This is a genomic window from Nonomuraea turkmeniaca (genome assembly GCF_005889735.1).
GTDB lineage: Bacteria > Actinomycetota > Actinomycetes > Streptosporangiales > Streptosporangiaceae > Nonomuraea > Nonomuraea turkmeniaca.
In genome coordinates, this window is the sequence record NZ_VCKY01000086.1 from 1 (window position 1) to 25,305 (window position 25,305).

The following is a 25,305-nucleotide window of genomic DNA, read 5'->3' on the forward strand; positions in this document are numbered from 1 at the left end:
GTGTGGGAGTTCCGGTACGGCAAGGGGGTGGGTGATGGAGGGACGGGGCGGCTATCCGGATTCTTCCGCGAGGGGCGCAGTCGGGCCAGGCGTTCCTGCGGTGTCCTTGGCGAGAGCCACAACCACGTGGCCAGGCCGGCGCACAGGGCGGACAGGAGTTGGAGCATTGGCAAGATCCGATCGCGTTCGTCCAGGGTGGGCTGCCGGGGAAGGGACGTCCGTCACCGTTCGGAATGGGTTCAGCCTTGGGCCCGGGCGGCCATGCGGTTGGTCCACCACAGGCCGCAGGCGTCGAGGGTGATTCCGGTGGCCAGGCATGCGAAGCCGGGGAGGCTGCCGAGCAGGAACGTCATGGGGTGCATGTTGAGGGCCGCGGCCATGAGGAGGCCCAGAGCGGGAAGCGCGGCGAGCATTCTGGCGGTGGTGCGTGGTCCTGCCAGTTGCGCCGCGACGTCCTGACGGTGGGCCTGGGCTGCGCGTAACGTGCCGGCGACGCGTTCGACCAGGGCTGCCAGTCCTGCGCCCACCGTGACGCTCACGTCCCAGCAGGCTGCGAGTTGGCGCAGCCCCTCGCCTCCCTGCGGTGGGGCCGAGGCGGTCAGGGCCGCCGAGACGTCGCCGCCGTCTCTCGCGGCCGCGACGACCGGGCGCAGGGCGTCGGGATCGGGCAGGTCCACGGCCGCGATGGCTCTCGTCAGCGCCTCTCCGGGGGTGCGGCCTGCGGACAGCTCCGCGGAGAGTGCCTGGCACAGTTCGATTGATGCCAGGCGCCAGGATTGGGCCCGGCGTGCGGGGCTTTGGCGGGTGAACAACCTTCGCAGGGACCGCCACTGGGGCTTGTGGTGGCCTGAGGTCAGTTTGGCGAGGCGGGTCGTGGCGGTGGTCGGGCCTGTCCACAGCCACACCGCGCAGGCTGTGGACAGCGCGGCGACCACCAGGGCACTGTCCATCATCACCGGCTTGCGCCTTCCTTCGTACCGGTCATCGAGGTCTGTCGTCCTGCTGTACGGCCTCGGCGAGGGCGTCGTAGCCCGGACCGATCCGGGAGGTGCCCTTCGTGTCGAAGGTCAGGGCAGGGAGTGACTCGACCAAGCCCGTTGACGTTCTGGAGAGCAGGCAGATTTCGGCGATGCGTCTTCGGCCGTCCCGGCGGTCGCGGGTCAGATGGATGACGGCGTCGAGAGCCGCCGACAGCTGGCTGTGTACGGCCTCCCTGCTCAAACCTGCGGCGCAGCCCAGCGCCTCCAGACGGGGTGGCACGTCCGCCGCCGTGTTCGCGTGCAGCGTGCCGCAACCTCCCTCGTGGCCGGTGTTGAGCGCGGCCAGCAGGTCCACCACTTCCGACCCGCGCACCTCACCGACCACCAAACGGTCCGGTCGCATCCGCAATGCTTGCCGTACGAGGTCACGCAGGCCCACACCGCCTGCGCCCTCCAGGTTCGCCGGGCGGGTCTCCAGGCGTACCACGTGCGGGTGGAGGGGGCGGAGCTCGGCCGAGTCCTCTACCAGGAGGAGCCTTTCGCCCGGATCGGCCAGCGAGAGCAGGGCCGACAGCAGCGTTGTCTTGCCTGTGCCGGTGCCGCCGGTTACGAGGAAGGCCAGTCGGGCGGCCACCATGGCGGTCAGCACGGGGAACGCGGATGGAGCGATCATGCCCGCTGACACGAGGTCCGCCAGGGTGTATGTGCGGCGCGGCGGCAGGCGTAGCGACACGCAGGTGCCGCCGGGGGCGATGGGCGGGAGAACCGCGTGGAGGCGTACGCCGCCCGCGAGCCTGGCGTCCACGTACGGGGAGGCGTCGTCCAATCGTCTGCCGGCGGCGGCCGCCAAGCGCTGAGCCAGCCTGCGAACTGCCGGGTCGTCGGCGAAGGTCACCGGAGTGCGGTGCAGGCCGCCGCCGTCGTCTATCCACACCTCGCGGGGGCCGTTGACCAGGACGTCCGTTACGTCGGGCCGGGCCAGGAACGGCTCCAAGGGGCCTGCGCCTATCAAGTCGGCGCAGAGGGCTCGGGCGACGGCGAGGATCTCCGCGTCGCCGTACACGGCTTTCTCGGCTCTGAGGGCGACGGCGACCTGGGCCGCGCTGGGTTCGGCGCCTGTGCAGGCCAGGCGTACGCGGACGGCCTCCACCAGCTCCGGCGACACGGCGGAGATCGGCTCGGGCCGTGAGGAGGAGGAGGAGGACGTCGGTCGCTGCGCCGACGAAGGCATGGTTGTGGGCTTCAGGGTGCTCACCCGCTTCCGGGAAAGGTGTGACGCCGAGCCTGATCGGGCTGGGTCGGTGGGCAGAGTGGTCTCGGATCCGTCCGGCCTGGTGGGGACGGCATTTGCCGCTGGTCAGTCCTGGTGACCAGGCGTGGGAGCGTCACGAAGGCAGGACGTCGCGCAGGAGGGAGGCGCACAGGCCGCCCAGTACGGTGCGCGGGCCCAGCTTGGGTAGCTCGCCGCGGTTGAGCGTGGCGGTGAGCCGTGGCTGGTCGGGGAGGGTGCCGGCGCATGGGATGCCCAGCGAGGCCGCTGCCATGTCGTCGTCCACGATGCCGGGGCGGAGGATCGCGCGAAGGTCGGAGGTGTGCTTGCGGGCCTCGCACAGGACTTGGACCGCGGAGAGGATTCCGCGTACGTCGGACGCCGCCACGATGAGGGTGGCGTTCGCTCTGGTGAGGGCCTCGACGGCGGCTGGGTCGAGATGGCGTGGGAGATCCACGACCACCAGGTCGAAGCCCCTTCGGCCGGCTTCGAGGACCGATCGCATGGCCTGGGGCGGGATCGCGGCCACCTCGCCCCTGTGGAAGGACAGGACCGCCAGGTCGCCGAACGACGGCAACGCCGCCTGCAGGGCCACGGAGCTGATCCGGCCTTCCCTGGCCACCAGGTCTCCCCAGCGGGCGCCTGACGCCTCCTCATGGCCCAGCAGCGCGTCTATGCCGCCGCCCAGCTGGTCGGCGTCCACGAGAAGCGTACGGAGATGGCCGCTGCCCGAGGCGTGCAGGGCCAGGCAGGCTGACAGGACGCTCGCGCCTACTCCTCCCCGGCCGCCGATCACGCAGATCACCGTCCCGGAGCGGGGCTCTGGCTCCATGGCGTCCGCGAAACGTTCCACCAGGTGGCGTTCGTCGACGGGGAGGGTCACGACGGCCTGAGCGCCTACTGCCACGCATTTCCGCCAGGTGTCCGCGTCCTCGAGGTCTCGGGTGACCAGGAGGACTTGGTCGCGGGCGGGAGGTGATGAAGCGGCCACGGCCTCTGCCTGGTCGGCGCCTACCGCTACGAGCGGGGCGAGGTTCCAGTACGGCCGGGCGTGGGCGGGGACGTGGGCCACGTCGAGTTGCGCGCCGGCTGCGGCTGCGATGCGGACCAGGTCGTCCAGTAGGGCGTGGTCCTCGGTGATGACCAGGGGGCGGTGCATGTCGGTGTCGGCCTCCCGTTTCGATGGGAGGGACAGCTTGTTTCAGGGACTGGCGACGGTGAGCGGGCGAACGGGATTCTGGGGATAGACGGCGTCGGCGGCAGCGCGCCTGTGGACAGCCGCCGGAACACTGCGGAATGTCCGCGGCCGAGGCGGTGGGCGGGCTGGGAAGCGGGCAGCCATGGCCGGCGGAGACGGGTTTGGGGCAGAAAAGGGGCGACCCCCGCCGGGGGGGAGAGCGGGGGTCGCCTGATCGGTCCGGCTCCGGGGGGGTAGAGCCGGTCCCGTTTCAGAAGAAAGCTTTCATCACTTCACCAGAGCCTGGCAAGGGACCGGCAAACCAATCCCGCGCAAGGTCGCTCCAGTTTCGAGGCGATACCACCGTATGCTGCCCGATCGGATCGAGTTTCGTCGAGGAGCAATCTCGTATTTTCGCCAAGTTTTTTCAGCAATTGATAACGATCACATAAAGACGATCACAGAGAGTGATCATCGCGGGTGGGTGACACCGGTCGGCGCGCCCAGGGGCGCCCGCACCCGCCGCGGCCTCGCTCCACGGCCGGGTAAAGGTCTTGGTCCAAGGGGTTCCCATCAGGGGGAATCCGTCGTAGAAAGGTGTCACGGACCACTTGTCCGGGTGCATCAGCCGGGCACCCACGCGCGACCAGCCGCGGGAGGCGCGTCGTGACGGGCTTGACCCGCTCCGACGAATACAGGTGCACGCTTGGTAACCCGGTGTGATGCACCGGCGGACGGCGTCTCTTGACTGAGACGCCGTCAGCTATGTCAGCCCTCTGACTCAGCCCCTTTGCATGGCTTCGCAGATGGCGGTGGTCTCGCGCACGCCCAGGCTAACCGCGGTGGCACACTGTTGTACCCACTGGCCGACGCCCTCCGGCGTGCCGCTCAGGTACGCCCGCAGCCCCTCCGCGTACGGCAGCTCCAGGTGCCCCACCTCCACGGCCACCAGGGACTTCGGGTCCAGCCCGTACTCGACCAAGGTCAGCCGCTCGGCCGAACGGGCGACCACCCCGTCCGCCGAGCCGAACGGCCGCATCACGGCCAGCTCGGCGTGGACGACGGCGGCCAGCACGATCGCGGGGGCCTTCGTGGGACGTTCCAGCAGGTCCATCAGGCCGTCCATGCGGACCGCGGCCTCCTTGGCGTCCGGCGCCGGGCCCAGGTCCAGCGGGTCGGGGGCCTCGTCCTCCGTACGCGGACGGCCCAGCACGGCCTGCGGCGCGAGGCCGGCCGCCGCGACCGTGTGCAGGCGGGCCAGCACCTGCCGAGGCGCCTTGCGCCAGGTCGGGCCCATGCGGCCCATCTCGGCCGACGCGCGCAGCGCACCCTGGACGAGCGGGTCGTGGATCTCGTCCCTGCGCAGGGCGTCGAGCGGTACGTCGACGCCCTCCACGGCGGCCGACGCGCGGGCGCCGCGCAGGGACGACTCCGCGGACACGGCGGGGCTCGCCCGGCGCAGCACGCGGTGCCGGTAGAGCCTGTCGACGGCCTCGCGGGCCTCGTCCACCGCCTCCGGCACGCCGGGGAATCGCGCGATGACGGCCAATGGGTCACTCACGGGAACCGACCTTACCCGCGGGTACGGTCTGCTCACTCAACGCCCACCCGATGCGCGCTCAAGATGGCCAGCCGGTCGTGACCGGGCACCCTCGTACCGCAGAACTGGTAGGGACCGGGCGGAAAGTCATGGGAAAGGACGACCGGACCGGTCAAGGCCAAACAACGGCCGTCCCAAGGGGCCTATAAACCCTTGCCCACTCCGCCGCACATTCTCCTGATTTCAGGATGACAACATTTCAATAGCATTTGTCATTCGACCTGATAAGCACGGCCCAGTCCTCGGGTCGCACGGTACAGACCTGTCTAGACCTCTTGTGTACGGATGCCGTGAGCTGGTGAAGTGGGACACGACCTATCCAACCTGGCCATAGAAGGAGCACGAGGTGGCCCCGGAGACCCCTGGCACCGAGCCCCAGGCGCTGTCCAACCTGCTGCAGGAGAACCGCCGGTTCGCACCTCCGGCTGACCTGGCGGCGGCCGCGAACGTGACCGCGACCGCTTATGACGAGGCCGCGGCGGACCGTCTCGCCTTCTGGGAGCGCGCGGCCGAGCGGCTGACCTGGGCCAAACGGTGGGACAGGACCCTTGAATGGAACGCCCCCTTCGCCAAGTGGTTCATCGGCGGCGAGCTCAACGTCGCCTACAACTGCGTCGACCGCCACGTCGAGGAGGGCCGCGGCGACAAGGTCGCCTATTTCTGGGAGGGCGAGCCTGACGGCGACACCCGCACCCTCACCTACAACGATCTGAAGGCCGAGGTCAGCAAGGCCGCCAACGCCCTTCAGGAGCTGGGCGTCGGCAAGGGCGACCGGGTCGCGATCTACATGCCGATGATCCCCGAGCTGCCGATCGCGATGCTGGCCTGCGCCCGCATCGGCGCGGTGCACTCGGTGGTGTTCGGCGGCTTCTCGGCGAGCGCGCTGAAGAGCCGCATCGACGACGCCGACGCCAAGCTGGTGATCACCGCTGACGGCGGCTACCGCAGGGGCAAGCCGAGCGCGCTCAAGCCGACCGTGGACGAGGCCGTTGCGGAGTGCCCGCAGGTGGAGCATGTCCTCGTCGTACGGCGTACTGGCCAGGACGTCTCCACGAACGGCAAGGACGTCTGGTGGCACGACGTGGTGGAGCGCCAGAGCGACCAGCACACTCCCGAGCCCCACGACGCCGAGGACCCGCTGTACATCCTCTACACCAGCGGCACCACCGGTAAGCCCAAGGGCATCCTGCACACGACCGGCGGCTACCTGACCCAGACGGCCTGGACGCACCACGCGGTCTTCGACCTCAAGCCGGAGACCGACATCTACTGGTGCACCGCGGACATCGGATGGGTCACCGGCCACTCCTACATCGTGTACGGCCCCCTCGCCAACGGCGCCACCAGCGTCATCTACGAGGGCACCCCGGACACCCCGCACCGCGGCCGGTTCTGGGAGATCGTGCAGAAGTACAAGATCACGATCCTGTACACCGCGCCGACGGCGATCCGGACGTTCATGAAGTGGGGCGACGACATCCCCGCCAAGTACGACATGTCCAGCCTGCGCATCCTGGGCTCCGTCGGTGAGCCGATCAACCCCGAGGCGTACGTCTGGTACCGGGAGCACATCGGCGGCAACCGCTGCCCGGTCGTGGACACCTGGTGGCAGACGGAGACCGGCGCCATCATGATCAGCCCGCTGCCCGGCGTGACCTCGGGCAAGCCGGGCGCCGCCATGCGCCAGCTCCCCGGCATCACCGCGGACGTCGTCGACGACCAGGGCAACAGCGTGCCCAACGGCGGTGGCGGCTTCCTCGTGGTGCGCGAGCCGTGGCCGTCGATGCTCCGCACCATCTGGGGCGACGACCAGCGGTACATCGACACGTACTGGAGCAGGTTCGAGGGAATGTACTTCCCCGGCGACGGCGCCAAGAAGGACGAGGACGGCGACATGTGGCTGCTCGGCCGCGTGGACGACGTCATGCTGGTCTCCGGCCACAACATCTCCACCACCGAGGTGGAGAGCGCGCTGGTCAGCCACCCGAAGGTGGCCGAGGCGGCCGTGGTGGGCGCGACCGACCCGGTGACCGGGCAGGCCATCGTGTCGTTCGTGATCCTGCGCGGCAGCGCCGAGGAGAGCGAGGACATCGCCGCCGACCTGCGCAACCACGTGGCCAAGACGCTCGGCCCGATCGCCAAGCCGCGTCAGATCCTGGTGGTGCCCGAGCTGCCCAAGACCCGGTCCGGCAAGATCATGCGCCGTCTTCTGCGTGACGTGGCGGAGAACCGCAGCGTCGGCGACGTCACCACGCTGGCCGACAGCACGGTGATGAACCTGATCGCGGACAAGCTCCCCTCGGCGAAGTCAGAAGACTGACATCCGCAAGACGGCGCATGTCCCGATTTTTTGGGACATGCGCCGTCTTTTGGTACGGCCCTTCGCCAGCCGGCCGCCGATCGGGCTTGCGCGGAACCGGGCGCGGCGAGGTAGCGGAGGGGGACAGGGCGAAGGCCCGGAGTGGCCGCGGCGAGGCCCTGGAGGCGAAGGCGGTGGGCCGCGTTCGGACGGGGGCGGAACCACACCGCCCTGGACCGGGCGTTATCTTCTCCGATCGGGTAGATCTGGGAGTCGAAGGAGCTCCACTGCCGGGACATAGCGGCGATACGCAGCACGTTCGGCCACGCGAGCGTCGCAATGCGCTAGATGATGATTGACACGGCCACCAGGCCTCGATAGGAGACGTTCATGCCGCAGACTCCCGAGGAAGAATCCCTGGGCTCCCTGGTCGCCCAGGCGAGCAGTCACATCTCGGACCTGGTCCGCTCGGAGATCGAGCTGGCCAAGGCCGAGTTCAGGTTCGACGCCAAGCGGGTCGGCACCGCGGGCGCCGCGTTCGCCGCGGCCGCGTTCATGGCGCACCTGTGCCTGATCCTGGCCTCGTTCACCATCGCCTACGTGCTCGCCCAGTGGATACCCAACTGGATGGCCTTCCTCATCGTGACCCTGATTTACCTGGTGGCGGCGGCTGCGGCCGTGTTCTTTGGGTACAAGCGGCTCAAGGGTCTGGCTGGGATGAAGCGCACCACCAGGTCGATCAAGGGACTGAAGGAGATCGCCTCACCGGATGAGCACCACCCCGACCGCGAGCCGGTGACCCGCGATGGCACCTGACGAGTCGGTCGTCGAGATCCCCGGGCCGTGGACGCACCGCGCGGTGCACGCGGGCGGCACCCGCTTCCACGTCGTCGAGGCCGGCGAGGGACCGCTGGTCCTGCTGCTGCACGGGTTCCCGCAGTTCTGGTGGACCTGGCGCCACCAGCTCACCTCGCTGGCGGCGGCCGGATACCGGGCGGTGGCGGCCGACCTGCGCGGCTACGGCGGCAGCGACAAGCCGCCGCGCGGCTACGACCTGCCCACGCTGGCGGCCGACGCGGCCGGCCTGATCCGCGCGCTGGGCGAGACCGGGGCGATCGTGGTGGGCCACGACTGGGGCGGGCTGCTGGCCTGGACGATGGCGGTGCTCGACCCCAAAAGCGTGCACCGGCTGGTCATCGTCTCCGCACCACATCCGCTGCGGTTGCGTAACGCGCTGGCGACCGACCCGTTCGGCCAGCTCAAGGCCAGTATCCAGGCGCTGGGGTTCCAGCTGCCGCTGCTGCCGGAGCACCGGCTCAGGCGTCGCGAGGGGGCGCTGGTCGGCCGCTTCCTCGACGAGTGGTCGCGGCCAGGGTGGCCGGAGTCCGAGGACGCGCGCACCTACCGCGAGGCGTTCAGGATTCCGGCCGTGGCGCACTGCGCGCTGGAGTACCACCGCTGGTTCGGCCGCTCCCAGCTGCGGCCCGACGGCCGCCGCTACGCCCGGGCCATGCGCACCGAGGTCGAGGCTCCCACGTTGCACCTGCACGGCGCGCTCGACCCGCGGGTCCTGCCGCGTACGGCGCAGGGCTCGAGCCGCTACGTGGCGGCCCCGTACCGGTGGCGGCTGCTCGAAGGAGCGGGCCACTTCCCCCATGAGGAGATCCCCGACGTGTTCGACGCCGAGCTGCTCGGCTGGCTGGCCGACCCGGAGCCTGACCGATGAGAGACCGCGATCCCGAGGGCAGGCCGCGCAGCGCCAGGCCACGTGACGCGTTCGGCAGGCCGCTCCCCTACGGCTCGCCCGGCGTGCCCAGGGTTCCCGACGACTACGCGCCCACGACCGAGCAGGCCCTGGCCGACGGCCGCGGCTTCCTGAGCGAGGGCATGCCGTTCAACGCGCACGAGGTGTTCGAGGGCCGCTGGAAGTGCGCCCCCGACGATGAGCGCGACCTGTGGCAGGGGCTGGCGCAGATCTGCGTCGGGCTGACGCACCTGCAGCGCGGGAACGGGCGCGGCGCGGTGACGCTCTTCAGCCGGGGCGCGGCCAAGGCGCAGGCGTACGGAGGCGCGTACGACGCGGTCGGCAAGGCCGCGTCCAACCTGAGCCACGACAGCGACCCAGACGACGCGATCGCCCTGATCCTGGAGAAACTCCCCAGCGAGGGAGTGCCGTCGTCTGGAGGAGCGGCGGGAGCGTAGCGACCAGAGCGGGGGAAGACGGCGGCATCTGGCGACCGAGCCCGCCTCACGGAGTGAGGCCAATGGGCAGGGTGGGAGTGCCGTCGTCTGGAGGAGCGGCGGGAGCGTAGCGACCAGAGCGGGGGAAGACGGCGGCATCTGGCGACCGAGCCCGCCTCACGGAGTGAGGCCAATGGGCAGGGTGGGAGTGCCCTCGTCTGGAGGAGCGGCGGGAGCGTAGCGACCACAGCGGGGGAAGACGGCGGCATCTGGCGACCGAGCCCGCCTCACGGAGTGAGGCCAATGGGCAGGGTGGGAGTGCCGTCGTCTGGAGGAGCGGCGGGAGCGTAGCGACCAGAGCGGGGGAAGACGGCGGCATCTGGCGACCGAGCCCGCCTCACGGAGTGAGGCCATCAATACAGCGCTGCGCGCCCTTCGATGAGCGCGCGCGTGGCGGCGGCCGCGCGTCCCACCGCCGTGTCCACGGCTGCTTCGCCCTTGCCGAACATCCCGAGACGCAGCAGCCCGGCGTACCCGTGCGCGGTGGCCGCCACCGCCACCCCGAGTGCCTCGGCCGCCGTCGGGTCCCCGTCCGCCAGCGTCATCGCGGCGGTGTGGAAGGCCTCCTTGACCGGCCGGGCGGCCCGCTCCAGCTCCGGCTCGCCGATCGGGGAGAGCGCCGTGCCGAACAACGACTCGAACAACGCGCGGTGTTTGGCGGCGAACCTGACATATCCCCTGGCCACGGCCACGAGCCGGTCCTCGGCCGCGGTGCCGCTCTCCTCGGCGCGGACGGCCGTGACGAGCAGCTCGCTCGCGCGTACCCCTACCGCGAGCAGCAGCTCGTCGCGGTCGGCGAAGTGCCGGTAGGGGGCGCTGACCGCGACGCCGAGCCGCCTGCTGGCCTCGGCGAGGGAGAACCCTTGCACCCCGTGCTCGGCGATCAGCTCCATCGCGGTGTCGATCAGCGCGGCCCGCAGGTCGCCGTGGTGGTAGCGGTCGCGCTTGGTCGTTCGGGGCACAGGCTCAGGTTAGCGACAGCTCATCCAGCCTGCGGACTTCCGCCTCGCTGAGGGTGAACGCCATCGCGCCCGCGGCCTCGCTCGCCTGCCGCGGCTTGGAGGCGCCGGGGATGGCCACCACCGCGTCGCCGTATCGGGTGATCACCCAGTTCAGCGCCACCTGCGAGATCGACACGCCATAGGACGCCCCGATCTCGCGCATGGCGTCGATGAGCGGCGCCGTGCGTTCGAGCCCCTTGGCGGTCAGCTCGCGGCGTCCGAAGAACCTGCGCATCACCGGCGCCGACCGGGCGAGCGCCGGGTCCTCGTGGTAGCGGCCGGTGAGGATCCCGCCCTCCAGCGGCGAGTACGCGATCAGCGTGACACCCAGCCTGCGGGCGGTGTCCAGCACGCCGTCACGCTCGATGTTCCTGTGCAGGAGGTTGATCCTGACCTGGTTGGCGGCCAGCGTGACGCCTTCCCCGGCGAGCACCTGGTGGGCGAGCGTCAGCTGGCGGGCGGAGAAGTTGCTCACGCCGACCGAGCGGATCTTCCCTGCTTTGAGCAGCTTGGCCATGGCCTTGAGCTGGGCGGGGATGCTGGACAGGCTGCCGGTGGGCATGTGGATCTGGTGCAGGTCGATCGGGAAGCCGCCCAGGTGCGTCAGCCGGTCGTCGATGGTGCGGACGATGTTGGCCGCCGTGCGTCCGAGCGGCGGCCACTTGGTCGCGACGGCGACCTCGCCGGGGGCGATGCCGCACTCCTTCAGCGCGGCGGCCAGCATCTCTTCGGAATGGCCCGCGCCGTACATCTCCGCGGTGTCGAACCAGTTGACGCCGCCGTCGAGCGCGGCCCGCACCACCGATGTGGCGGCCGTCTGGTCGATCGACCTGACGATCCAGCGCGTGACGTTCCGCGTGCCGGAGAACTGCATACAACCCAGGCCGATGGGGGTGATCTCGATGTCCGTCCTGCCGAGTCTGCGCGTCTGCATGTGATTAGCTTTCACATTGTGAGAAGCTATCACATACGAGGGCGCGAAACGAGACCCTCACGGAAAGGGGTTACGGGATCAGTCGCACTCCTGCGTGCTGGCCGGCGCGGTGTCGTTGCGGCCGGCGGCGGCGTCGGGGGCGACCTCTTCAGCCGTCAGCACGTAACCCGTCTCGGCCTCGTTGATCGCCGCGGCGAAGATCACGCCGTAGACGCGGCCGTCGGGCGTGAGCAGGGGGCCGCCGGAGTTGCCGGGCAGCACCTCGCCGCGGATCGCGTACACCTTGCGGGTGACGGTGTTCTCCCGGTAGATGTCGGGGCCCTCGGCGTCGAGCCGGCCGCCGATCCTGGCCGGCACGGCCGTGAAGCCCTTGCCCTTCGGGAACCCGGCGATGATCGCGCCGTCACCCCGGCCGCCCTCGCCGTCGAAGGCGAGTTGCGGCAGGTCGAGGCCGGGCACGTAGAGCACGGCGATGTCGCGGCGCGGGTTGTAGCGCACGACCGTGGCCGCGTGCCGGACGTTGTTGTGGTCGATGACCTGCAGATCCCTGGTCACGCCCGCGACCACGTGCGCGTTGGTCATGATCCGGCCGGCCGCGTAGACGAATCCGGTGCCCTCGATGTGCTTGTTGCAGCTCTCCGCGTTGCCCTGGACCTTGACGATCGCCCGCCGGGCCCGGTTGAGCCGGTTGCCCTGGAACACGCTCTGGTCCGGCGGCGGCACGTCGATGAGCGTGCCCGCGCCGATGGCGTCGAAGACGGGCGGGAACTCCGAGCGGTCGATGAACTTCTTGAACGGCTGCTGCCAGTTGCGTGCCGCCTGGGGGATCGCGTCGTCGACCGTGGTGAGCAGCGCGGAGTTCTTGACCTGGTCGACGAGCGGAGTGAAAGCCGTGGAGATGATCAGCGAGCCGATCAGCCAGGCGAAGACCAGCACGGAGAGCGCGCTGGCGAAGGTGCCACCGACCGCGTCGGCCATCTTCGCGGGCTCCCACGTGATGTGGCTGCGGACGACGGCGCCGATGGTCGAGGACGCGAACTGGCCGATGGTGGCGGACAGGAACACGATCACGATGGCCAGCAGCGCCTGCGGCGTGTCGCCGTCCACGACGGCCTTGGCGATGGGCGGCGCGATGAACACGCCCAGCACGGCTCCGCCTGCGAACCCCACGAAGCTCATGACCCCGATGATGAAGCCTTGGCGATAACCCGAGATGCCGAAGGCGACCATGAGGCCGATCAAGATGAGGTCAAGCAGATCACCGCGCACGTTTCAAAGGTAGCCAGCGATACGGTCAAGCGTGCACGTCTTCGATCAGGACGGCGTCACCGCGTGGCTACCTTGAGTGGTATGCCGCCGGCCGAGGGAACAGTGCGCGATCTCATCGAGGCAGCTCTACGGGACAGCGATCCTGACGGCCCGCTCCGCTGGCACGTCATCTCCGTGCTGCGCCAGCGCGGCGATCTGGAATCCTTCATCGAGGCACGGCGGTTGTGCGCCGCGGACACCGTGGCCGAGCGGCTGCTCGGGGTGGACATCATGGGGATGCTGGGTCCGTTCGTGGACCGTACCCTGCCGGTGCTGCGGTACCTGGCCGCCAGCGAGGACGACGCCATGGTGCTCTACTCGGTGCTGATCGCGTTCGGCCACCTGGGCGACCCGCGTTCGCTGCCGTCGGTGATCGACCTGGCCGGCCACGACGACGCGCGGGTCAGGTACGGCGCCGCGTACGCGCTGCAACACGTGCTCGGGGACCCGCCGGATCCGGCGGGCCTGGACGCGCTGCGGACGCTGGCCGGCGACAGCGACGCCGACGTGGCGGGCTGGGCGTCTCTCGGCGTGTCGTTGCGGTCAGCGCGCTAGGTCGAGCACCTCGGGCGGCAGGTCCTCCACCCGCGTGGCGTCCCACGGTCGTTCGAGCCCGCCCTCGCGCAGCACGGAGTCCAGGACCATCGCCGTGAACCCCCACACCAGCATCCCCCGCACCCGGAACGCAGGACCCGCCATGCCGCTGGGGTGCCGCAACATGATCCGGTTGTCCGGATCGACGAGTTCGGCGATCGGCACCCGCTCCACCGAGTCGACCTCGTCAGGCGAGGCCGCGTGGACCGCCGACGGCTCGCGCCACCACGCGATCACCGGCGTGACCCGGTTGTCGCTGTGGTTGAGGTAGAGCTCGGACAACGCGCACAGCACGTGGACCCCCCGCGGGTCGAGCCCGGTCTCCTCCTCGGCCTCGCGCAGCGCCGCCTCGATCGGGCCGCCGTCCTCGGGGTCCACGCCGCCGCCGGGGAAGGCGGGCTGTCCCGCGTGCCTGCGTCCGCGTGTGCTGCGCTGGATGAGCAGCACGTCAGGCCCGTGCGGCCCTTCTCCGAACAACATCAGCACCGCCGCGGCCCGCCCGCGCCCGGCGGGTGGCCGCATGTATCGGGGGACTCGGGTTCGCTGCGCTTGCGCCGCCAGTGTGTCGAGCCAGTCGGGGACTTGGGTCACGCATCCTCCAACACGCCGGGGCTCCGGTGACTTCCCCGCGGTCAGGAGAAGGGGCCGGATCTGACGAGCTTCTGGGCCTCGGCGGCCGCTGTGGGGCCGGTGCCGTACGAGGGGCAGAGCGCGGTCAGCGGGCAGACGCCGCAGGCCGGGCGCCGGGCGTGGCAAAGGCGGCGGCCGTGCCAGATCACCCGGTGCGAGAAGATCGTCCACTCGCGCTTGGGCAGCAACTCGCCCACGACATGCTCGATCTTGACCGGGTCGGTCTCCTCGGTCCAGCCGAATCGGCGCACCAGCCGCTGGAAGTGCGTGTCGACGGTGAGCCCCGGCACGCCGAACGCGTTGCCGAGCACCACGTTGGCGGTCTTGCGGCCCACGCCGGGCAGCTTGACCAGGTCCTTCAGCTTGCCGGGCACCTCGCCGCCGTGCCGCTCGCAGATCGCCTGCGCCATGCCGATGATGTTGTTGGTCTTCGCGCGGAAGAACCCGGTCGAGCGGATGATCTCCTCGACGTCGGTCCGGTCGGCGGCGGCGTAGTCCTCAGCCGTCGGATATTTCGCGAAAAGGGTGGGGGTCACCATGTTGACCCGCTTGTCCGTGCACTGCGCGGAGAGGATGGTCGCGACCAGCAGCTCGAGCGGGTTGCGGAAGTCGAGCTCGCAGTGGGCGTCCGGGTACGTCTCCGCGAGGATGCGGTTCATCTTGCGCGCCCGCCGCACCAGTGCCAGCTGGGTCTCCGGCTTGCGCCCCGCCGCGTTCGTCGCCATGCCGCAAGGGTAGCCATAAAGGTTTGAACCCAGGACCGCCTCCATCGCGTACAACCTGGCGACACAGGAGGCGGTGGCCATGAGCGGTCAGGGCGCGGCGCTCGCGGACTTCGTTCGGCACTCGGGACCCATGCGCGGGCAGGCGCTGCACCGCCTCGCCCTCGCCTGTGCGGCGGCCCTGGCCAGACTGCACGCGCGCGGCGCGTCCGGGCTGCGGCTCAGCGCGGAGAGCGTAGCGCTGAGCACGCGGGGCCAGGTGCTCATCGCCTGGCGTCCCCCTGCTGGAGGCTCGGCGGGCGACGACGTACGGGCTTGGGCCGACCTCGTGGTGTTCGCGGCGACCGGCCGCAAGGACGGCGATCCCGCGGTCCTGCCTCCGGCGCTGCGCATCGCGGTCGAGCAATGCCGCCATCCTGACACTGCGGCTCGCCCAAGGGCCGCGGACCTGCTGCGCGTGCTGCTCGGCCACTCCGTGGCGGCGGCCGTGGCCTCTGTCGACGACCTGCTCGCCTCCTGAACCAGGGCCTTCCGGTAGCTTTCCCCTGGATGCGACTCATCTTTACGAACCCGAACACTCCGGCATTCCCATAACCTGTGTGTGCTGCTTGGAGTGGGGTGAGTCACAATGGCAGCAGAGGAGGCAGAGTGAACACCGAAGATGTGCTGGGCAAGGCCCCCCTGTTCGCCGCGCTGGACCGCGAGAGCGCCGCGGCGCTGCGCACGAGCATCACGGAGGTCCAGCTGTCCAAGGGACAGACGCTCTTCCACGAGAACGAGACCGGCGACCGGCTCTACGTCGTGCTCGAAGGCAAGATCAAGCTATCCCGCACCGCCCCCGACGGCAGGGAAAACCTGCTGAGCGTGCTCGGGCCGAGCGAGATGTTCGGCGAGTTGTCGTTGTTCGACCCGCGGCCGCGCACGGCCACGGCGACGGCGCTGACCGAGGTGCGGCTGGCGGGCCTCGGCCACGACGACCTGCGCCCGTGGCTGACCGGCCGTCCCGAGGTGGCGCTGCACCTGCTGCGTGCGCTCGCGCAGCGGCTGCGCCGCACCAACGACGTGCTGGCCGATCTGGTCTTCACCGACGTGCCCGGGCGCGTCGCCAAGCAGCTGCTCGACCTGGCCGAGCGGTTCGGCATCAGGATCGAGGACGGCCTGCGGGTGCACCACGACCTCACGCAGGAGGAGCTGGCCCAGCTCGTCGGCGCCTCGCGTGAGACGGTCAACAAGGCCCTGGCCGACTTCGCCCAGCGCGGCTGGCTGCGCATCGAGGCCAAGGCCGTGGTCATCCTCGACATGGACCGGCTCTACAACCGCTCCAGGTAGTCCAGCTGGGCTTTCACCGACATCTCGGCGGCCGCCCAGAGGGATTTGTCGACGTCTGCGTAGACGATGCGGACGATCTCACGCGGCGTGCGCGCGCCCTGCGCCCGCGCCGCCCTGATCTGGTCGAGCCGCTCGCGTCGGTGCGCGATGTAGCCGTCCAGCGCTCCGATCGGGTCCGGCAGCACCGGGCCGTGCCCCGGCAGCAGCGCCCGCGCCTCAAGGCTCTCCGCGGCCGCCCTGAGCCGGTCCAGGCTGCGGAGGTAGTCGGCCAAGCCTCCGTCTTGGGCGATGATCGTGGTGCCCCGGCCGAGCACGGTGTCGCCGGTCAACATCGCCCTGTCGGCGGGCAGCCAGAAGCACAGCGAGTCGAACGAGTGGCCTGGGGTGCCGTACACGTGGAGCTCCAGGCCGGCCACGGTCACCACGTCGCCGTCGGCGAGCCCCTCGTCGCCGAGCCGGTGGCGCGGGTCGAGGGCGCGTACGGGGGCGTCCACCATCGTGGCGAAGCCCTTGGCGCCGCCGCTGTGGTCGAAGTGACCGTGGGTCAGCAGGATCTGGGTGACGCGGCGGCCGGCCAGGTGATCGCGGACGCGGCGCAGGTGCCGGTCGTCGTCCGGCCCGGGGTCGACGACGATCACGTCCTCGCCGGCGCCGATGACCCACGTGTTGGTGCCGTCGAGCGTCATGATCGACGGGTTGGGGGCGAGCAGGTTCTCCGCGTGCTCCGTACGCGAGCCGTCGGGCGTGTCGATCGGTATGTGCAGACCGCTCATGCGGCCTCCTTGGCCGGTCGCCGGCTGTGTTCGATGGGTCGCTCGCGGCGCTCGCTCATGTGGTCACCAGCCGCATCTCGCCCTCGATCTCCACGGCTCTCGGCATGACGGTCACGATCTCCCGGTGCGCGGCCAGGACGTCCGCGACGCTGTCACAGGCCGACAGCTCGGTCAGCGTGTGGTAGGTCGGAGGCATCAGGAAGATCTCCCCTCGGTGCGCCAGCTCGATCGCCTCGGCCGGGCGCTGCCACAGCACCTGGTCGGCCTCGCCGCCGACGTCACGGGTGCGCTGCCCTTCGGGCAAGACCGCCACGAAGAAGCGTGTGTCGAAACGCCGTTGCTCGATCTCCGGCGTGATCCAGTGCGCCCACGGCTTGAGCAGGTCGGACCTGAGCACCAGGCCGCGCCTGGCCAGGAAGTCGGCGAAGGCCAGGCTCCGGTCGATCAGCGCCAGCCGGTCGGCCTCCCAGTCGTCCCCCGTCGTGTCCGCGACCACCGAGCCGGGACCCGGTCCGGCCAGCAACACGCCCGACTCCTCGAACGTCTCGCGTACGGCCGCGCACACCAGGCCGCGGGCGACCTGCTCGCTCGCGTGGAACACCGCGCCCCACTCCGCGGGCGACGGCCCGGCCCAGGCCACGGCCTGGTCGGTGTCACGGGCGTCCACGGACCCGCCGGGGAAGACGTACGCACCCGCCGCGAAGGCCATGGTGGATTTCCGCCGCAGCAAGTAGACCTCGGGTCCCGTGTCCACGGCCGCACTCCGCGAGGCGGGCTCGGACGCCCGAACCCCGCGCAGAATCACCACCGTGGCGGCGTCCCGTGTGGGCACAGGCTCCACCCGTCCGGCGAGAATGTCCCTGGCCCGCGCGGCGAGCTCGGCTGGAAGCGGCAATCCGGTCACATGACCTCCTCCTAGAACATCACTCGGTCATGGTGACATATCCCGCTCAGCCGACTTCGGCGATCACCTCCACCTCCACGGGCACGTCGAGCGGGAGCGCGGCCACGCCCACAGCGCTGCGCGCGTGCTTGCCCGCCTCCCCGAACACCTCGGCGAACAACTCGCTCGCGCCGTTGCCGACCTTCGGCTGCTCGGTGAACGCCGGGTCGCTGGCCACGAACACCACGACCTTGACGATGCGCCTGACCAGCCCCAGGTCGCCGACCTCCGACTTGAGCGCGGCCAGGACGTTGAGCCCGCAGATGCGGGCCATCTCGGCGCCTTCCTCGGTGGTCAGCTCCGCACCCAGCTTGCCGGTCCTGGCGGGCTTGCCCTCGACCAGAGGCACCTGGCCGGAGGTGTAGACGAGGTTCCCCGTACGCACGGCCGGCACGTAGGCCGCCACCGGCTTCGGCACGTCGGGCAGCGTCAGGCCGAGCGCCTCCAGACGCTCCTCGGGCGTCACTGCTTCTCCCGCTTGAAGTAGGCGACCAGCTGCTCGGGCGAGGCGCCCTGCACGATCTGGACCAGCTCCCAGCCGTCGGACCCGAAGTTGTCGAGAATCATCTTCGTGTTGTGGATCAGCACGGGGGCTGTGAGGTACTCCCATTTCTTCATGACGGTCACATTAGTGTGAGCAATCTCAAAGGGTGGTCACCGGCTTTCGACAAGTGACCGTTCGGTAGCCTCGAAACGTGGACTCTCCGGACACGGACTGGGCCGGCGTACGGCTCCACGTCGTCACTGGAAAGGGCGGCACGGGCAAGACGACCGTAGCCGCGGCGCTCGCTCTGGCACTGGCCTCGGGGGGCCGAAAGGTGCTCCTGGTGGAGGTGGAGGCCAGGCAGGGCATCGCGCAGATCTTCGATCTGCCGCCGCTGCCGTACGAGGAGCGCAGGATCGCCGTCGCGCCGTCGGGCGGCGACGTGTACGCGCTGGCCATCGACCCCGAAGAGGCCATGCTCGAGTACATGGAGATGTTCTACGGGATGCGCCGGGCCGGCCGGGCGCTGACCAAGATGGGCATCGTCGACTTCGCCACCACCGTGGCGCCGGGCTTCCGCGACGTGCTGGTCACCGGCAAGACCACCGAGGCGGTACGCAGGCGGGCCAAGAACGGCCGCCGGGTCTACGACGCGGTCGTGCTGGACGCGCCGCCCACCGGCCGCATCACGCGCTTCCTGAACGTCACCAGGGAGGTCGCCGGCCTGGCCAAGGTGGGGCCGATCAAGAACCACTCGGACCTCGTCAGCGGTGTCGTGAAATCTCCTGAGACGGCGGTGCACTTCGTGACGCTGCTGGAGGAGATGCCAGTCCAGGAGACGCTCGACGGCATTGCCGAATTGCGTTCGGCCGGGCTGCCCACGGGCGGGATCTTCGTCAACATGGTGCGTGAATCACAACTCCCCCAGACCGCTCTTGACACGGCGATCAAGGGCCGCTTCGACGTCGCCGAGCTCGTGCTCGGGCTCAAGGCGGCCGGGCTGGCCGACGGTGCGGAGGCCACGACGCTGGCCGAGGCGCTCGCCGACGAGGTGACCGAGCACGCCCGCCGCACCGAGCTGGAGAAGGCCGAGCGCGAGTCGCTCGTGGAGGCCGGGCTGAAGAGGTACGAGCTGCCGCTGCTGGCCGACGGCGTGGACCTGGCAGGACTGTACGAGCTGGCAGAGAGCATCCGCACCCAGGGAGCAGCGTGAAGACGCCCACGAGGCTGGACATAGACGCGATACTCGACGACCGCGGCACCAGGATCATCGTCTGCTGCGGCGCCGGCGGCGTGGGCAAGACCACGACCGCGGCGGCGCTGGGGCTGCGCGCGGCCGAGCGCGGCAGGTGCGCGGTCGTGCTGACCGTGGACCCGGCGCGGCGGCTGGCGCAGTCGATGGGGCTCACCGAGCTGGACAACACCCCGCGGCTGATCAGCTCGCCGGACGGCGACGGCCAGCTGTACGCCATGATGCTCGACATGAAGCGTACGTTCGACGAGATCATCGAGTCGCACGCCGATCCCGAACGGGCCCGCCAGATCCTGTCGAACCCCTTCTACCAGTCGCTGTCCTCCAGCTTCTCCGGCACACAGGAGTACATGGCCATGGAGAAGCTGGGCCAGCTGCGCCGCTCGGACGAGTGGGACCTGATCATCGTGGACACGCCGCCGTCCCGCTCGGCGCTCGACTTCCTCGACGCGCCCGAGCGGCTCGGGCGGTTCCTGGACGGCCGGTTCATCCGGCTGCTGACCGCTCCGGCCAAGGCCGGGGGGCGCAGCGCGTTCCGGCTGCTCAACGCCGGGTTCGGGCTGATGGCCGGGGCCATGACCAAACTGCTCGGCGCACAGGTGATCAAGGACCTGCAGACGTTCGTGTCCGCGCTCGACGCCGTGTTCGGCGGGTTCAGGCAGCGGGCCGAGATGACGTACCGGCTGCTGCAGGCCCCTGGCACGGCCTTCCTCGTGGTGGCCGCGCCGGAACGCGACGCGATGCGCGAGGCGTCCTACTTCGTCGAACGGCTCGCCGAGGAACGTATGCCACTGGCCGGCCTTGTGGTCAACCGGGTGCACATGTCCCCCGCCGTCGCGCTCTCAGCGGCCCGTAGCGCGGCCGCGGCCGAGGACCTGGAGTCCCGGGGCGAACATGAGCTGACCGCCGCCGTGCTGCGGCTGCACGCCGGTCGAATGCAGCTCACCGCCCGCGAGAACCGCGAGCGGGAACACTTCGCCTCGGCCCACCCCACGGTGCCCGTGGCGCAGGTCCGCGCCATGTCCGAGGACGTTCATGATCTGGCCGGGTTGCGGCAGATCGGGGAGCTGCTGGCGAGCACGTAGCAGTCTCATAGAAGTACGGCCGACGGACGACGCCGGCCGTACACGGCTCGCCGGGCTTGGATCAGCCCGCGATCAGCTCATTTGTTCGCTCGTACTCTTCCTTCGCCGACTCGAGCAGCTCACGCCACGAGTCCACGTCCGGCCGCCGTCTCAGCAGCGCACGACGTTCCCGCTCGGTCATACCGCCCCACACCCCGAACTCGATGCGATTGTCCAGCGCATCGGCGAGGCATTCGGTACGAACCGGGCAACCCCGGCAGATGAGCTTCGCCCTGTTCTGCGCGGCGCCCTGCACGAACAGGGCATCCGGATCCGCACCTTTACAGGCGGCACGGGAGGTCCAATCCGTGATCCACATTTTCGACCCCACTCCCCTTAGGTGGTCAGTCGTCATTTGGGGCCGACGGGCGCGGGCGCCGAGCCTCCGTATTCAGTTGCCGCAGAGGAGAACGTACGCAACTACACGTTCGGGCCGACAGACCCCAGAGGACCAAATTCTCGCGGGCTTCTTGACCGGGAATGACTAGTCACCCCCGCCAGTCAAGGCGAAATGGGGTCCGGCTACCGAAAAGGTCAGCCTTTCCACGTACTCTTGGAAGCGTGCAAGCGCAGCGCAAAGATCGCTCCAACCCCATCCTGGCTCTCCTGCGTCTGATCATCGCGGGGACCGCCGCCGGGGTGCTCGCGGCCGCTGTGGCCCTGCCCGCGGTCGGCGGTGCCGGAGTGTCGGCGAAGAGCGCGGTCGAGGCTCTCGACCTCAAGCCCGAAGAGCTCGACGAACCACCCCTTCCCGAGCTCACGAAGCTGGTCGACGCCAACAACAAGGAGATCGGGCGCTTCTACTACGAGAACCGCCAGGTCGTCTCCCTGGATCAGGTCGCCCCGATCATGCGGACTGCGCTGATCGCGATCGAGGACTTCCGTTTCTACCAGCACGGGCCGATCGACGTGGAAGGAACGGCCAGAGCGCTCATCAAGAATCTGACGCAGGGCGGCGTGACGCAGGGCGGCTCGTCGATCACCCAGCAGTACGTCAAACAGGTTCTGGTCAACAAGGCCGAGACGCCGGAGGAGCAGGCGGCGGCCATCGCCCCGACGGTCTCCCGCAAGCTGGCCGAGCTGCGCTACGCCATGGCCATCGAGAAGAAATACGCCAAGGACCAGATCCTCGAGAAATACCTGAACATCGCCTACTTCGGCGCCGGCGCACACGGCATCCAGGCCGCGGCCAAGCGCTTCTTCGACAAGCCCGCGTCCAAGCTCAACCTGGTCGAGGCCGCCACGCTGGCCGGCGCCGTGCAGAACCCCGCCAGGACCGACCCCAACGTCGGTCCCGAGTCCCGGGAGCGGCTGCTGGAGCGGCGCAACACCGTGCTCGACCGCATGCTCCAGCTCCGGATGATCACGCCGCTGGAGGCCGCCGACGCCAGGGCGAAGAAGCTGGGGTACAAGGACATCGAGTTCCCCGGCGGCTGCGAGGCCAGCAAATTCCCGTACTTCTGCCTCTACGTCCAGTACGAGATCCTCAACAACGAGGAGTTCGGCAAGAACCCGGACGAGCGCAGGAAGCTCCTCCAGCGGGGCGGTCTGACGATCAAGACCACGATCGACCCCAAGATGCAGGAGGCCGCGGACAAGGCCATCAAGAAGTACGTTTCCCGCAAGGACAAGCCCGTGGCCTCGCAGGCCATCGTCGTCCCCGGCACCGGCGAGATCAAGGCGATGGCCGCCTCGCGGAAGTTCGGCGGGAGCAAGAAGAAGAACGAGATGAGCTACAACGTCGTGGCCGACGCGGCGCACGGTGGCGGCACCGGCTTCCAGCAGGGCTCGACCGCGAAGGTCTACACGCTGGCGGCGGCGCTCGAGGAGGGCATGAAGTACGGCGACGGCTTCCCCTCCCCCGCGGGCTACAAGGCCGGCGGCTACAGCACGTTCAAGAACTGCAAGGGCCAGAACGTCGGCGACCCGTCGCACACCGTACGCAACTCCAGCGAGAGCAGCGCCGGCTTCAAGACACTGGAGAGCGGCACCTGGGGCTCGGTCAACACCTTCTTCGTCAAACTGCAGGAGAGGGTGGGGCTCTGCAGCGTGGTCAAGATGGCCAAGAAGCTCGGGGTCAAGCGGTCCGACGGGAACAAGCTGTCCGAGGTGGAGACGTTCACGCTCGGGGTCAACGAGGTGGACCCGGTCACGATCGCCAGCTCCTATGCCGTGTTCGCCTCGCGCGGGCAATACTGCAAGCCGCTGGCCATCACCGAGATCAAGGACAGGGACGGCAAGGCCAAGCAGTACAAACCCAAGTGCTCGCAGGTGCTGGAGGAGGAGGTCGCCGACGCCGTCAACGGCATCCTGTCCGGCGTCTTCACCAAGGGCACGATGACCGGGGTCGGGGGCGTCGGGCGGGACGCGGCCGGCAAGACCGGGACCACGGACAACTACATGTCGGCCTGGTTCGCCGGCTACACGCCGAACCTGGCCTCAGCGGTCAGCCTGGGCGACCCGCGCGGCGCCGCCGGCCACGAGCTGAGGAGCATCACGATCGGCGGGCGGTACTACCCGCAGGTGTTCGGCGCGTCCATCTCGGGGCGGATCTGGAAAGAATCCATGATCGCCGCGTTGAAGGGGATCGAGGCGGTCGAGTTCACGCCGGTCGACCGGTCGCGCTTCGGCGGGTGCACGGAGCACTGCGCGCCCAAGCCCAAGAAGGAGAAGAAGGACGAGGGGCCGGACGACCCGTTCGACATCTTCGACCCTCCGGACAACGGCGACGGACCGCCGGACGGGGAAGGGCGGGGCAACGGCGGGCGCGGGCGCGGCGACGCCGGCCCCATCATCGTCCCCGCCGGCTGATCCGTCACCCGGCTCCGGCCCGCGGGATCCACCGCGGGCCCCCGCGGCCCTGCCGCGGTCTCCGCGGCCCTGCCGCCGTCCCTGCAGACCTGCTCGCCGTCCCTGCGACCTGTCGACCGTCCCTGCTAGACCGTCGCCGTCCGCTGCGGCCTGTCGCCGTCCGCTGCGGCCTGTCGCCGTCCTATGGGGCCTGTCGCCGCCTCTGTGGCCTCTGGTGGCGGCCCGAGCGGGCCCGCCGGTACAGCGGGCGGTACAGGGGGCGGTACAGCGGGCGGTACAGCGGGCGGTACAGCGGGCGGTACAGCGGGCGGAACGGCGGGCGGTACAGCGGCGGTCAGCCGCCGGGCGGGGCCGTCAGGGTTCAGCCGGCGGCCAGGCGGGCGCGGACGGCGGCGGCCACCCTGCCCCCCTCGGCCCTCCCCGCGACCTTCGGATTGACCACCTTCATGACCTGCCCCATGGCCTGCGGCCCGGAGGCTCCGACCTCGGCGATGGCGGCGTCGACGAGCTCGGCCAGCTCCTCATCGGACAGCTGCGCCGGCAGGTACTCCTCCAGCACCGCCTGCTCGTCCAGCTCCGCCTGGGCCTGCTCGGCGCGCCCGGCGTTGCCGAACGCCTCCGCCGCCTCGCGCCGCTTCTTGGCCTCCTTGGTCAGCACCTTGATGATCTCGTCGTCGCTCAGCTCCCTGGCCTGCTTGCCGGCGACCTCCTCGACGTTCACCGCGGCCAGTGCCATGCGAATCGTCCGGAGACGTACCTCGTCCCGGGCCTTCAGCGAGGCCGTCAGATCGGCCTTCAGCTTGTCTTTCAATGCGCTCATGCGGTCCATCTTGCCGCCTGCGCGGACACCTCGCGCCGGATGTCAGGCATCATGAGTAGGTGAGGAAAGCCGTCGCAGTACCTCTGTCCATGCTCGGTCTCGGCCTGGCCGGGCTGGGTTACGCCTCCGTGGTGGAGCGCAACTGGTTCCGGCTGCGCCGCTTCGACGTGCCCGTGCTGGAGCGCGGCCAGCGTCCGGTGCGCATCCTCCACCTGTCGGACCTGCATCTGACGCCGCGCCGTACGATGCTCATCAACTGGGTCCGCTCGCTGGGTGCGCTCAAGCCGGACCTGGTGGTCAACACCGGCGACTCGATCGCGCACCCGGACGCCGTACCGTCGCTCCTGCATGCCCTGGAGCCCCTGCTGTCCCGCCCGGGCCTGTTCGTCTACGGCTCCAACGACCTGTACGCCCCGCAGCCGAAAAATCCGACCCGCTACCTGTGGCGCACCTCCAGGAACGAACGCCGCCAGCACGTGCCCAACCTCCCGTGGGAGGAGCTGGGGGCCGGCCTGGCGGCCGAGGGCTGGCTCGACATGAACAACACCACGGCCCGCATCAAGGTGGCCGACCTCGACGTGGCAGTGGCCGGCATCCACGACTCCCACATCTCCCGTGACCGCTACGACCTGGTGGCCGGCCCCGCCCCGGCGGACGCCGACCTCCGCCTGGGCGTCATGCACTCACCGGAGCCCCGCAACATGAGCCTCTTCGCCGCCGACGGCTACCAGCTCCTGCTGGCCGGCCACACGCACGGCGGCCAGCTCTGCATCCCGTTCTACGGCGCCCTGGTGACCAACTGCGGCATCGACCGAGCCAGGGTGAAGGGCTTGAACCGCCACGACAGCGCGTGGCTCCACGTGTCCGCCGGCCTCGGCACCTCACCGTACGCACCTGCCCGCTTCGCCTGCTTCCCGGAGGCCTCCCTCCTCACCCTCGTGCCCCGCCGATAAAGGCGGTCACAAGCACCTTGAGAGTCCGCTAGACTTTTCCAAGCACGCGCAAGACCGGCG

Annotated in this window: 26 protein-coding genes; 11 read left to right on the forward strand and 15 right to left on the reverse strand. The window is 69.9% G+C overall.

From position 1 onward, the window contains the following. Positions 1-239: 239 nt before the first annotated feature. From ETD86_RS24460 to ETD86_RS24475, 4 genes are all read right to left on the reverse strand, one after another. Positions 240-953, reverse strand: coding sequence for a type II secretion system F family protein (locus ETD86_RS24460; protein ID WP_246148113.1), 714 nt, complete (start codon positions 951-953; stop codon positions 240-242). A 28-nt stretch (positions 954-981) separates the two neighbouring features. Continuing rightward, positions 982-2,211: a TadA family conjugal transfer-associated ATPase gene (locus ETD86_RS24465; RefSeq protein WP_138668501.1), complete on the reverse strand. Its 1,230-nt coding sequence runs from the start codon at positions 2,209-2,211 to the stop codon at positions 982-984. A gap of 154 nt (positions 2,212-2,365) precedes the next feature. Beyond that, entirely contained in the window at positions 2,366-3,409 is a 1,044-nt protein-coding gene (gene ssd / locus ETD86_RS24470; RefSeq protein ID WP_138668502.1) for a septum site-determining protein Ssd, read from the reverse strand. Positions 3,410-4,208: 799 nt separating this feature from the next. Continuing rightward, positions 4,209-4,988, reverse strand: coding sequence for a Fic family protein (locus ETD86_RS24475; protein ID WP_138668503.1), 780 nt, complete (start codon positions 4,986-4,988; stop codon positions 4,209-4,211). 385 nt (positions 4,989-5,373) lie between these two features. On the opposite strand from ETD86_RS24475, the gene acs reads away from it, so the two are divergent. The 4 genes from acs (at position 5,374) to ETD86_RS24495 (ending at position 9,528) form a co-directional block, all read left to right on the forward strand. Beyond that, the gene (gene acs / locus ETD86_RS24480; RefSeq protein ID WP_138668504.1) at positions 5,374-7,347 is read left to right on the forward strand and encodes an acetate--CoA ligase; all 1,974 of its coding nucleotides are present in this window, start codon (positions 5,374-5,376) and stop codon (positions 7,345-7,347) included. A 369-nt stretch (positions 7,348-7,716) separates the two neighbouring features. Then, positions 7,717-8,142 carry a phage holin family protein gene (locus ETD86_RS24485; RefSeq protein WP_138668505.1) on the forward strand — a complete coding sequence of 142 codons (426 nt, stop codon included), beginning with the start codon at positions 7,717-7,719 and terminating at the stop codon, positions 8,140-8,142. After that, positions 8,132-9,052, forward strand: coding sequence for an alpha/beta fold hydrolase (locus ETD86_RS24490; protein ID WP_138668506.1), 921 nt, complete (start codon positions 8,132-8,134; stop codon positions 9,050-9,052). The genes ETD86_RS24485 and ETD86_RS24490 overlap by 11 nt, the downstream gene beginning before the upstream one ends. After that, positions 9,049-9,528: a DUF309 domain-containing protein gene (locus ETD86_RS24495; RefSeq protein WP_138668507.1), complete on the forward strand. Its 480-nt coding sequence runs from the start codon at positions 9,049-9,051 to the stop codon at positions 9,526-9,528. The genes ETD86_RS24490 and ETD86_RS24495 overlap by 4 nt, the downstream gene beginning before the upstream one ends. A 392-nt stretch (positions 9,529-9,920) precedes the next feature. Here ETD86_RS24495 and ETD86_RS24500 read toward each other — a convergent pair whose 3' ends face one another. The 3 genes from ETD86_RS24500 to ETD86_RS24510 all read right to left on the reverse strand — a co-directional run bounded on the left by ETD86_RS24500 (position 9,921) and on the right by ETD86_RS24510 (position 12,771). Next, entirely contained in the window at positions 9,921-10,529 is a 609-nt protein-coding gene (locus tag ETD86_RS24500; protein ID WP_138668508.1) for a TetR/AcrR family transcriptional regulator, read from the reverse strand. A 4-nt stretch (positions 10,530-10,533) separates the two neighbouring features. Further along, a complete protein-coding gene (locus ETD86_RS24505; protein ID WP_138668509.1) occupies positions 10,534-11,502 on the reverse strand; it encodes an aldo/keto reductase in 969 nt (322 codons plus the stop codon). A 78-nt stretch (positions 11,503-11,580) separates the two neighbouring features. Then, positions 11,581-12,771 (reverse strand): MarP family serine protease, encoded by a 1,191-nt coding sequence (locus ETD86_RS24510; RefSeq protein WP_138668510.1) that lies wholly within the window; start codon positions 12,769-12,771, stop codon positions 11,581-11,583. A gap of 81 nt (positions 12,772-12,852) precedes the next feature. Here ETD86_RS24510 and ETD86_RS24515 point away from each other — a divergent pair, with 81 nt between their 5' ends. Further along, a complete protein-coding gene (locus ETD86_RS24515) occupies positions 12,853-13,365 on the forward strand; it encodes a HEAT repeat domain-containing protein (RefSeq protein WP_138668511.1) in 513 nt (170 codons plus the stop codon). Here ETD86_RS24515 and ETD86_RS24520 read toward each other — a convergent pair. Then, entirely contained in the window at positions 13,354-13,995 is a 642-nt protein-coding gene (locus tag ETD86_RS24520) for an NUDIX hydrolase (RefSeq protein WP_138668512.1), read from the reverse strand. The genes ETD86_RS24515 and ETD86_RS24520 overlap by 12 nt on opposite strands. Positions 13,996-14,036: 41 nt before the next feature. Further along, positions 14,037-14,759 (reverse strand): endonuclease III, encoded by a 723-nt coding sequence (nth, locus tag ETD86_RS24525; RefSeq protein WP_138668513.1) that lies wholly within the window; start codon positions 14,757-14,759, stop codon positions 14,037-14,039. 79 nt (positions 14,760-14,838) lie between these two features. On the opposite strand from nth, the gene ETD86_RS24530 reads away from it, so the two are divergent. Both ETD86_RS24530 and ETD86_RS24535 read left to right on the forward strand, forming a co-directional pair. Continuing rightward, positions 14,839-15,276: a hypothetical protein gene (locus ETD86_RS24530; RefSeq protein ID WP_138668514.1), complete on the forward strand. Its 438-nt coding sequence runs from the start codon at positions 14,839-14,841 to the stop codon at positions 15,274-15,276. A 128-nt stretch (positions 15,277-15,404) separates the two neighbouring features. Then, the gene (locus ETD86_RS24535) at positions 15,405-16,085 is read left to right on the forward strand and encodes a Crp/Fnr family transcriptional regulator (protein WP_138668515.1); all 681 of its coding nucleotides are present in this window, start codon (positions 15,405-15,407) and stop codon (positions 16,083-16,085) included. Here ETD86_RS24535 and ETD86_RS24540 read toward each other — a convergent pair. The 4 genes from ETD86_RS24540 to sp36 are packed head-to-tail and all read right to left on the reverse strand — an operon-like array spanning position 16,067 to position 18,419. Continuing rightward, a complete protein-coding gene (locus tag ETD86_RS24540) occupies positions 16,067-16,858 on the reverse strand; it encodes an MBL fold metallo-hydrolase (protein ID WP_138668516.1) in 792 nt (263 codons plus the stop codon). The two genes, ETD86_RS24535 and ETD86_RS24540, sit on opposite strands and share 19 nt — an antisense overlap. 55 nt (positions 16,859-16,913) lie before the next feature. Further along, positions 16,914-17,753 carry an NUDIX hydrolase gene (locus tag ETD86_RS24545; protein WP_138668529.1) on the reverse strand — a complete coding sequence of 280 codons (840 nt, stop codon included), beginning with the start codon at positions 17,751-17,753 and terminating at the stop codon, positions 16,914-16,916. A 55-nt stretch (positions 17,754-17,808) separates the two neighbouring features. Next, on the reverse strand, positions 17,809-18,267 hold the full coding sequence (locus ETD86_RS24550; RefSeq protein WP_138668517.1) for a RidA family protein: 459 nt from the start codon (positions 18,265-18,267) through the stop codon (positions 17,809-17,811). Next, positions 18,264-18,419: a Sp36 family protein gene (sp36, locus tag ETD86_RS57155; protein ID WP_211370275.1), complete on the reverse strand. Its 156-nt coding sequence runs from the start codon at positions 18,417-18,419 to the stop codon at positions 18,264-18,266. Before sp36 ends, ETD86_RS24550 begins: the two co-directional genes overlap by 4 nt. Before the next feature lie 77 nt (positions 18,420-18,496). On the opposite strand from sp36, the gene bagA reads away from it, so the two are divergent. Both bagA and bagB read left to right on the forward strand, forming a co-directional pair. Further along, on the forward strand, positions 18,497-19,498 hold the full coding sequence (gene bagA / locus ETD86_RS24555; RefSeq protein WP_138668518.1) for an ATPase BagA: 1,002 nt from the start codon (positions 18,497-18,499) through the stop codon (positions 19,496-19,498). Beyond that, positions 19,495-20,622, forward strand: coding sequence for an ATPase BagB (gene bagB, locus ETD86_RS24560; RefSeq protein ID WP_138668519.1), 1,128 nt, complete (start codon positions 19,495-19,497; stop codon positions 20,620-20,622). The genes bagA and bagB overlap by 4 nt, the downstream gene beginning before the upstream one ends. A gap of 61 nt (positions 20,623-20,683) precedes the next feature. On the opposite strand, the gene ETD86_RS24565 is transcribed toward bagB, so the two are convergent. Further along, positions 20,684-20,980 (reverse strand): WhiB family transcriptional regulator, encoded by a 297-nt coding sequence (locus ETD86_RS24565; protein WP_020542548.1) that lies wholly within the window; start codon positions 20,978-20,980, stop codon positions 20,684-20,686. A gap of 242 nt (positions 20,981-21,222) precedes the next feature. Between ETD86_RS24565 and ETD86_RS24570 the strand changes: the two genes are divergently transcribed. Next, entirely contained in the window at positions 21,223-23,472 is a 2,250-nt protein-coding gene (locus ETD86_RS24570) for a transglycosylase domain-containing protein (RefSeq protein ID WP_246148114.1), read from the forward strand. A 361-nt stretch (positions 23,473-23,833) separates the two neighbouring features. On the opposite strand, the gene ETD86_RS24580 is transcribed toward ETD86_RS24570, so the two are convergent. Beyond that, on the reverse strand, positions 23,834-24,292 hold the full coding sequence (locus tag ETD86_RS24580) for a GatB/YqeY domain-containing protein (RefSeq protein ID WP_138668522.1): 459 nt from the start codon (positions 24,290-24,292) through the stop codon (positions 23,834-23,836). Positions 24,293-24,381: 89 nt separating this feature from the next. Here ETD86_RS24580 and ETD86_RS24585 point away from each other — a divergent pair, with 89 nt between their 5' ends. Next, entirely contained in the window at positions 24,382-25,245 is an 864-nt protein-coding gene (locus ETD86_RS24585; protein WP_138668530.1) for a metallophosphoesterase, read from the forward strand. Positions 25,246-25,305 lie beyond the last annotated feature (60 nt).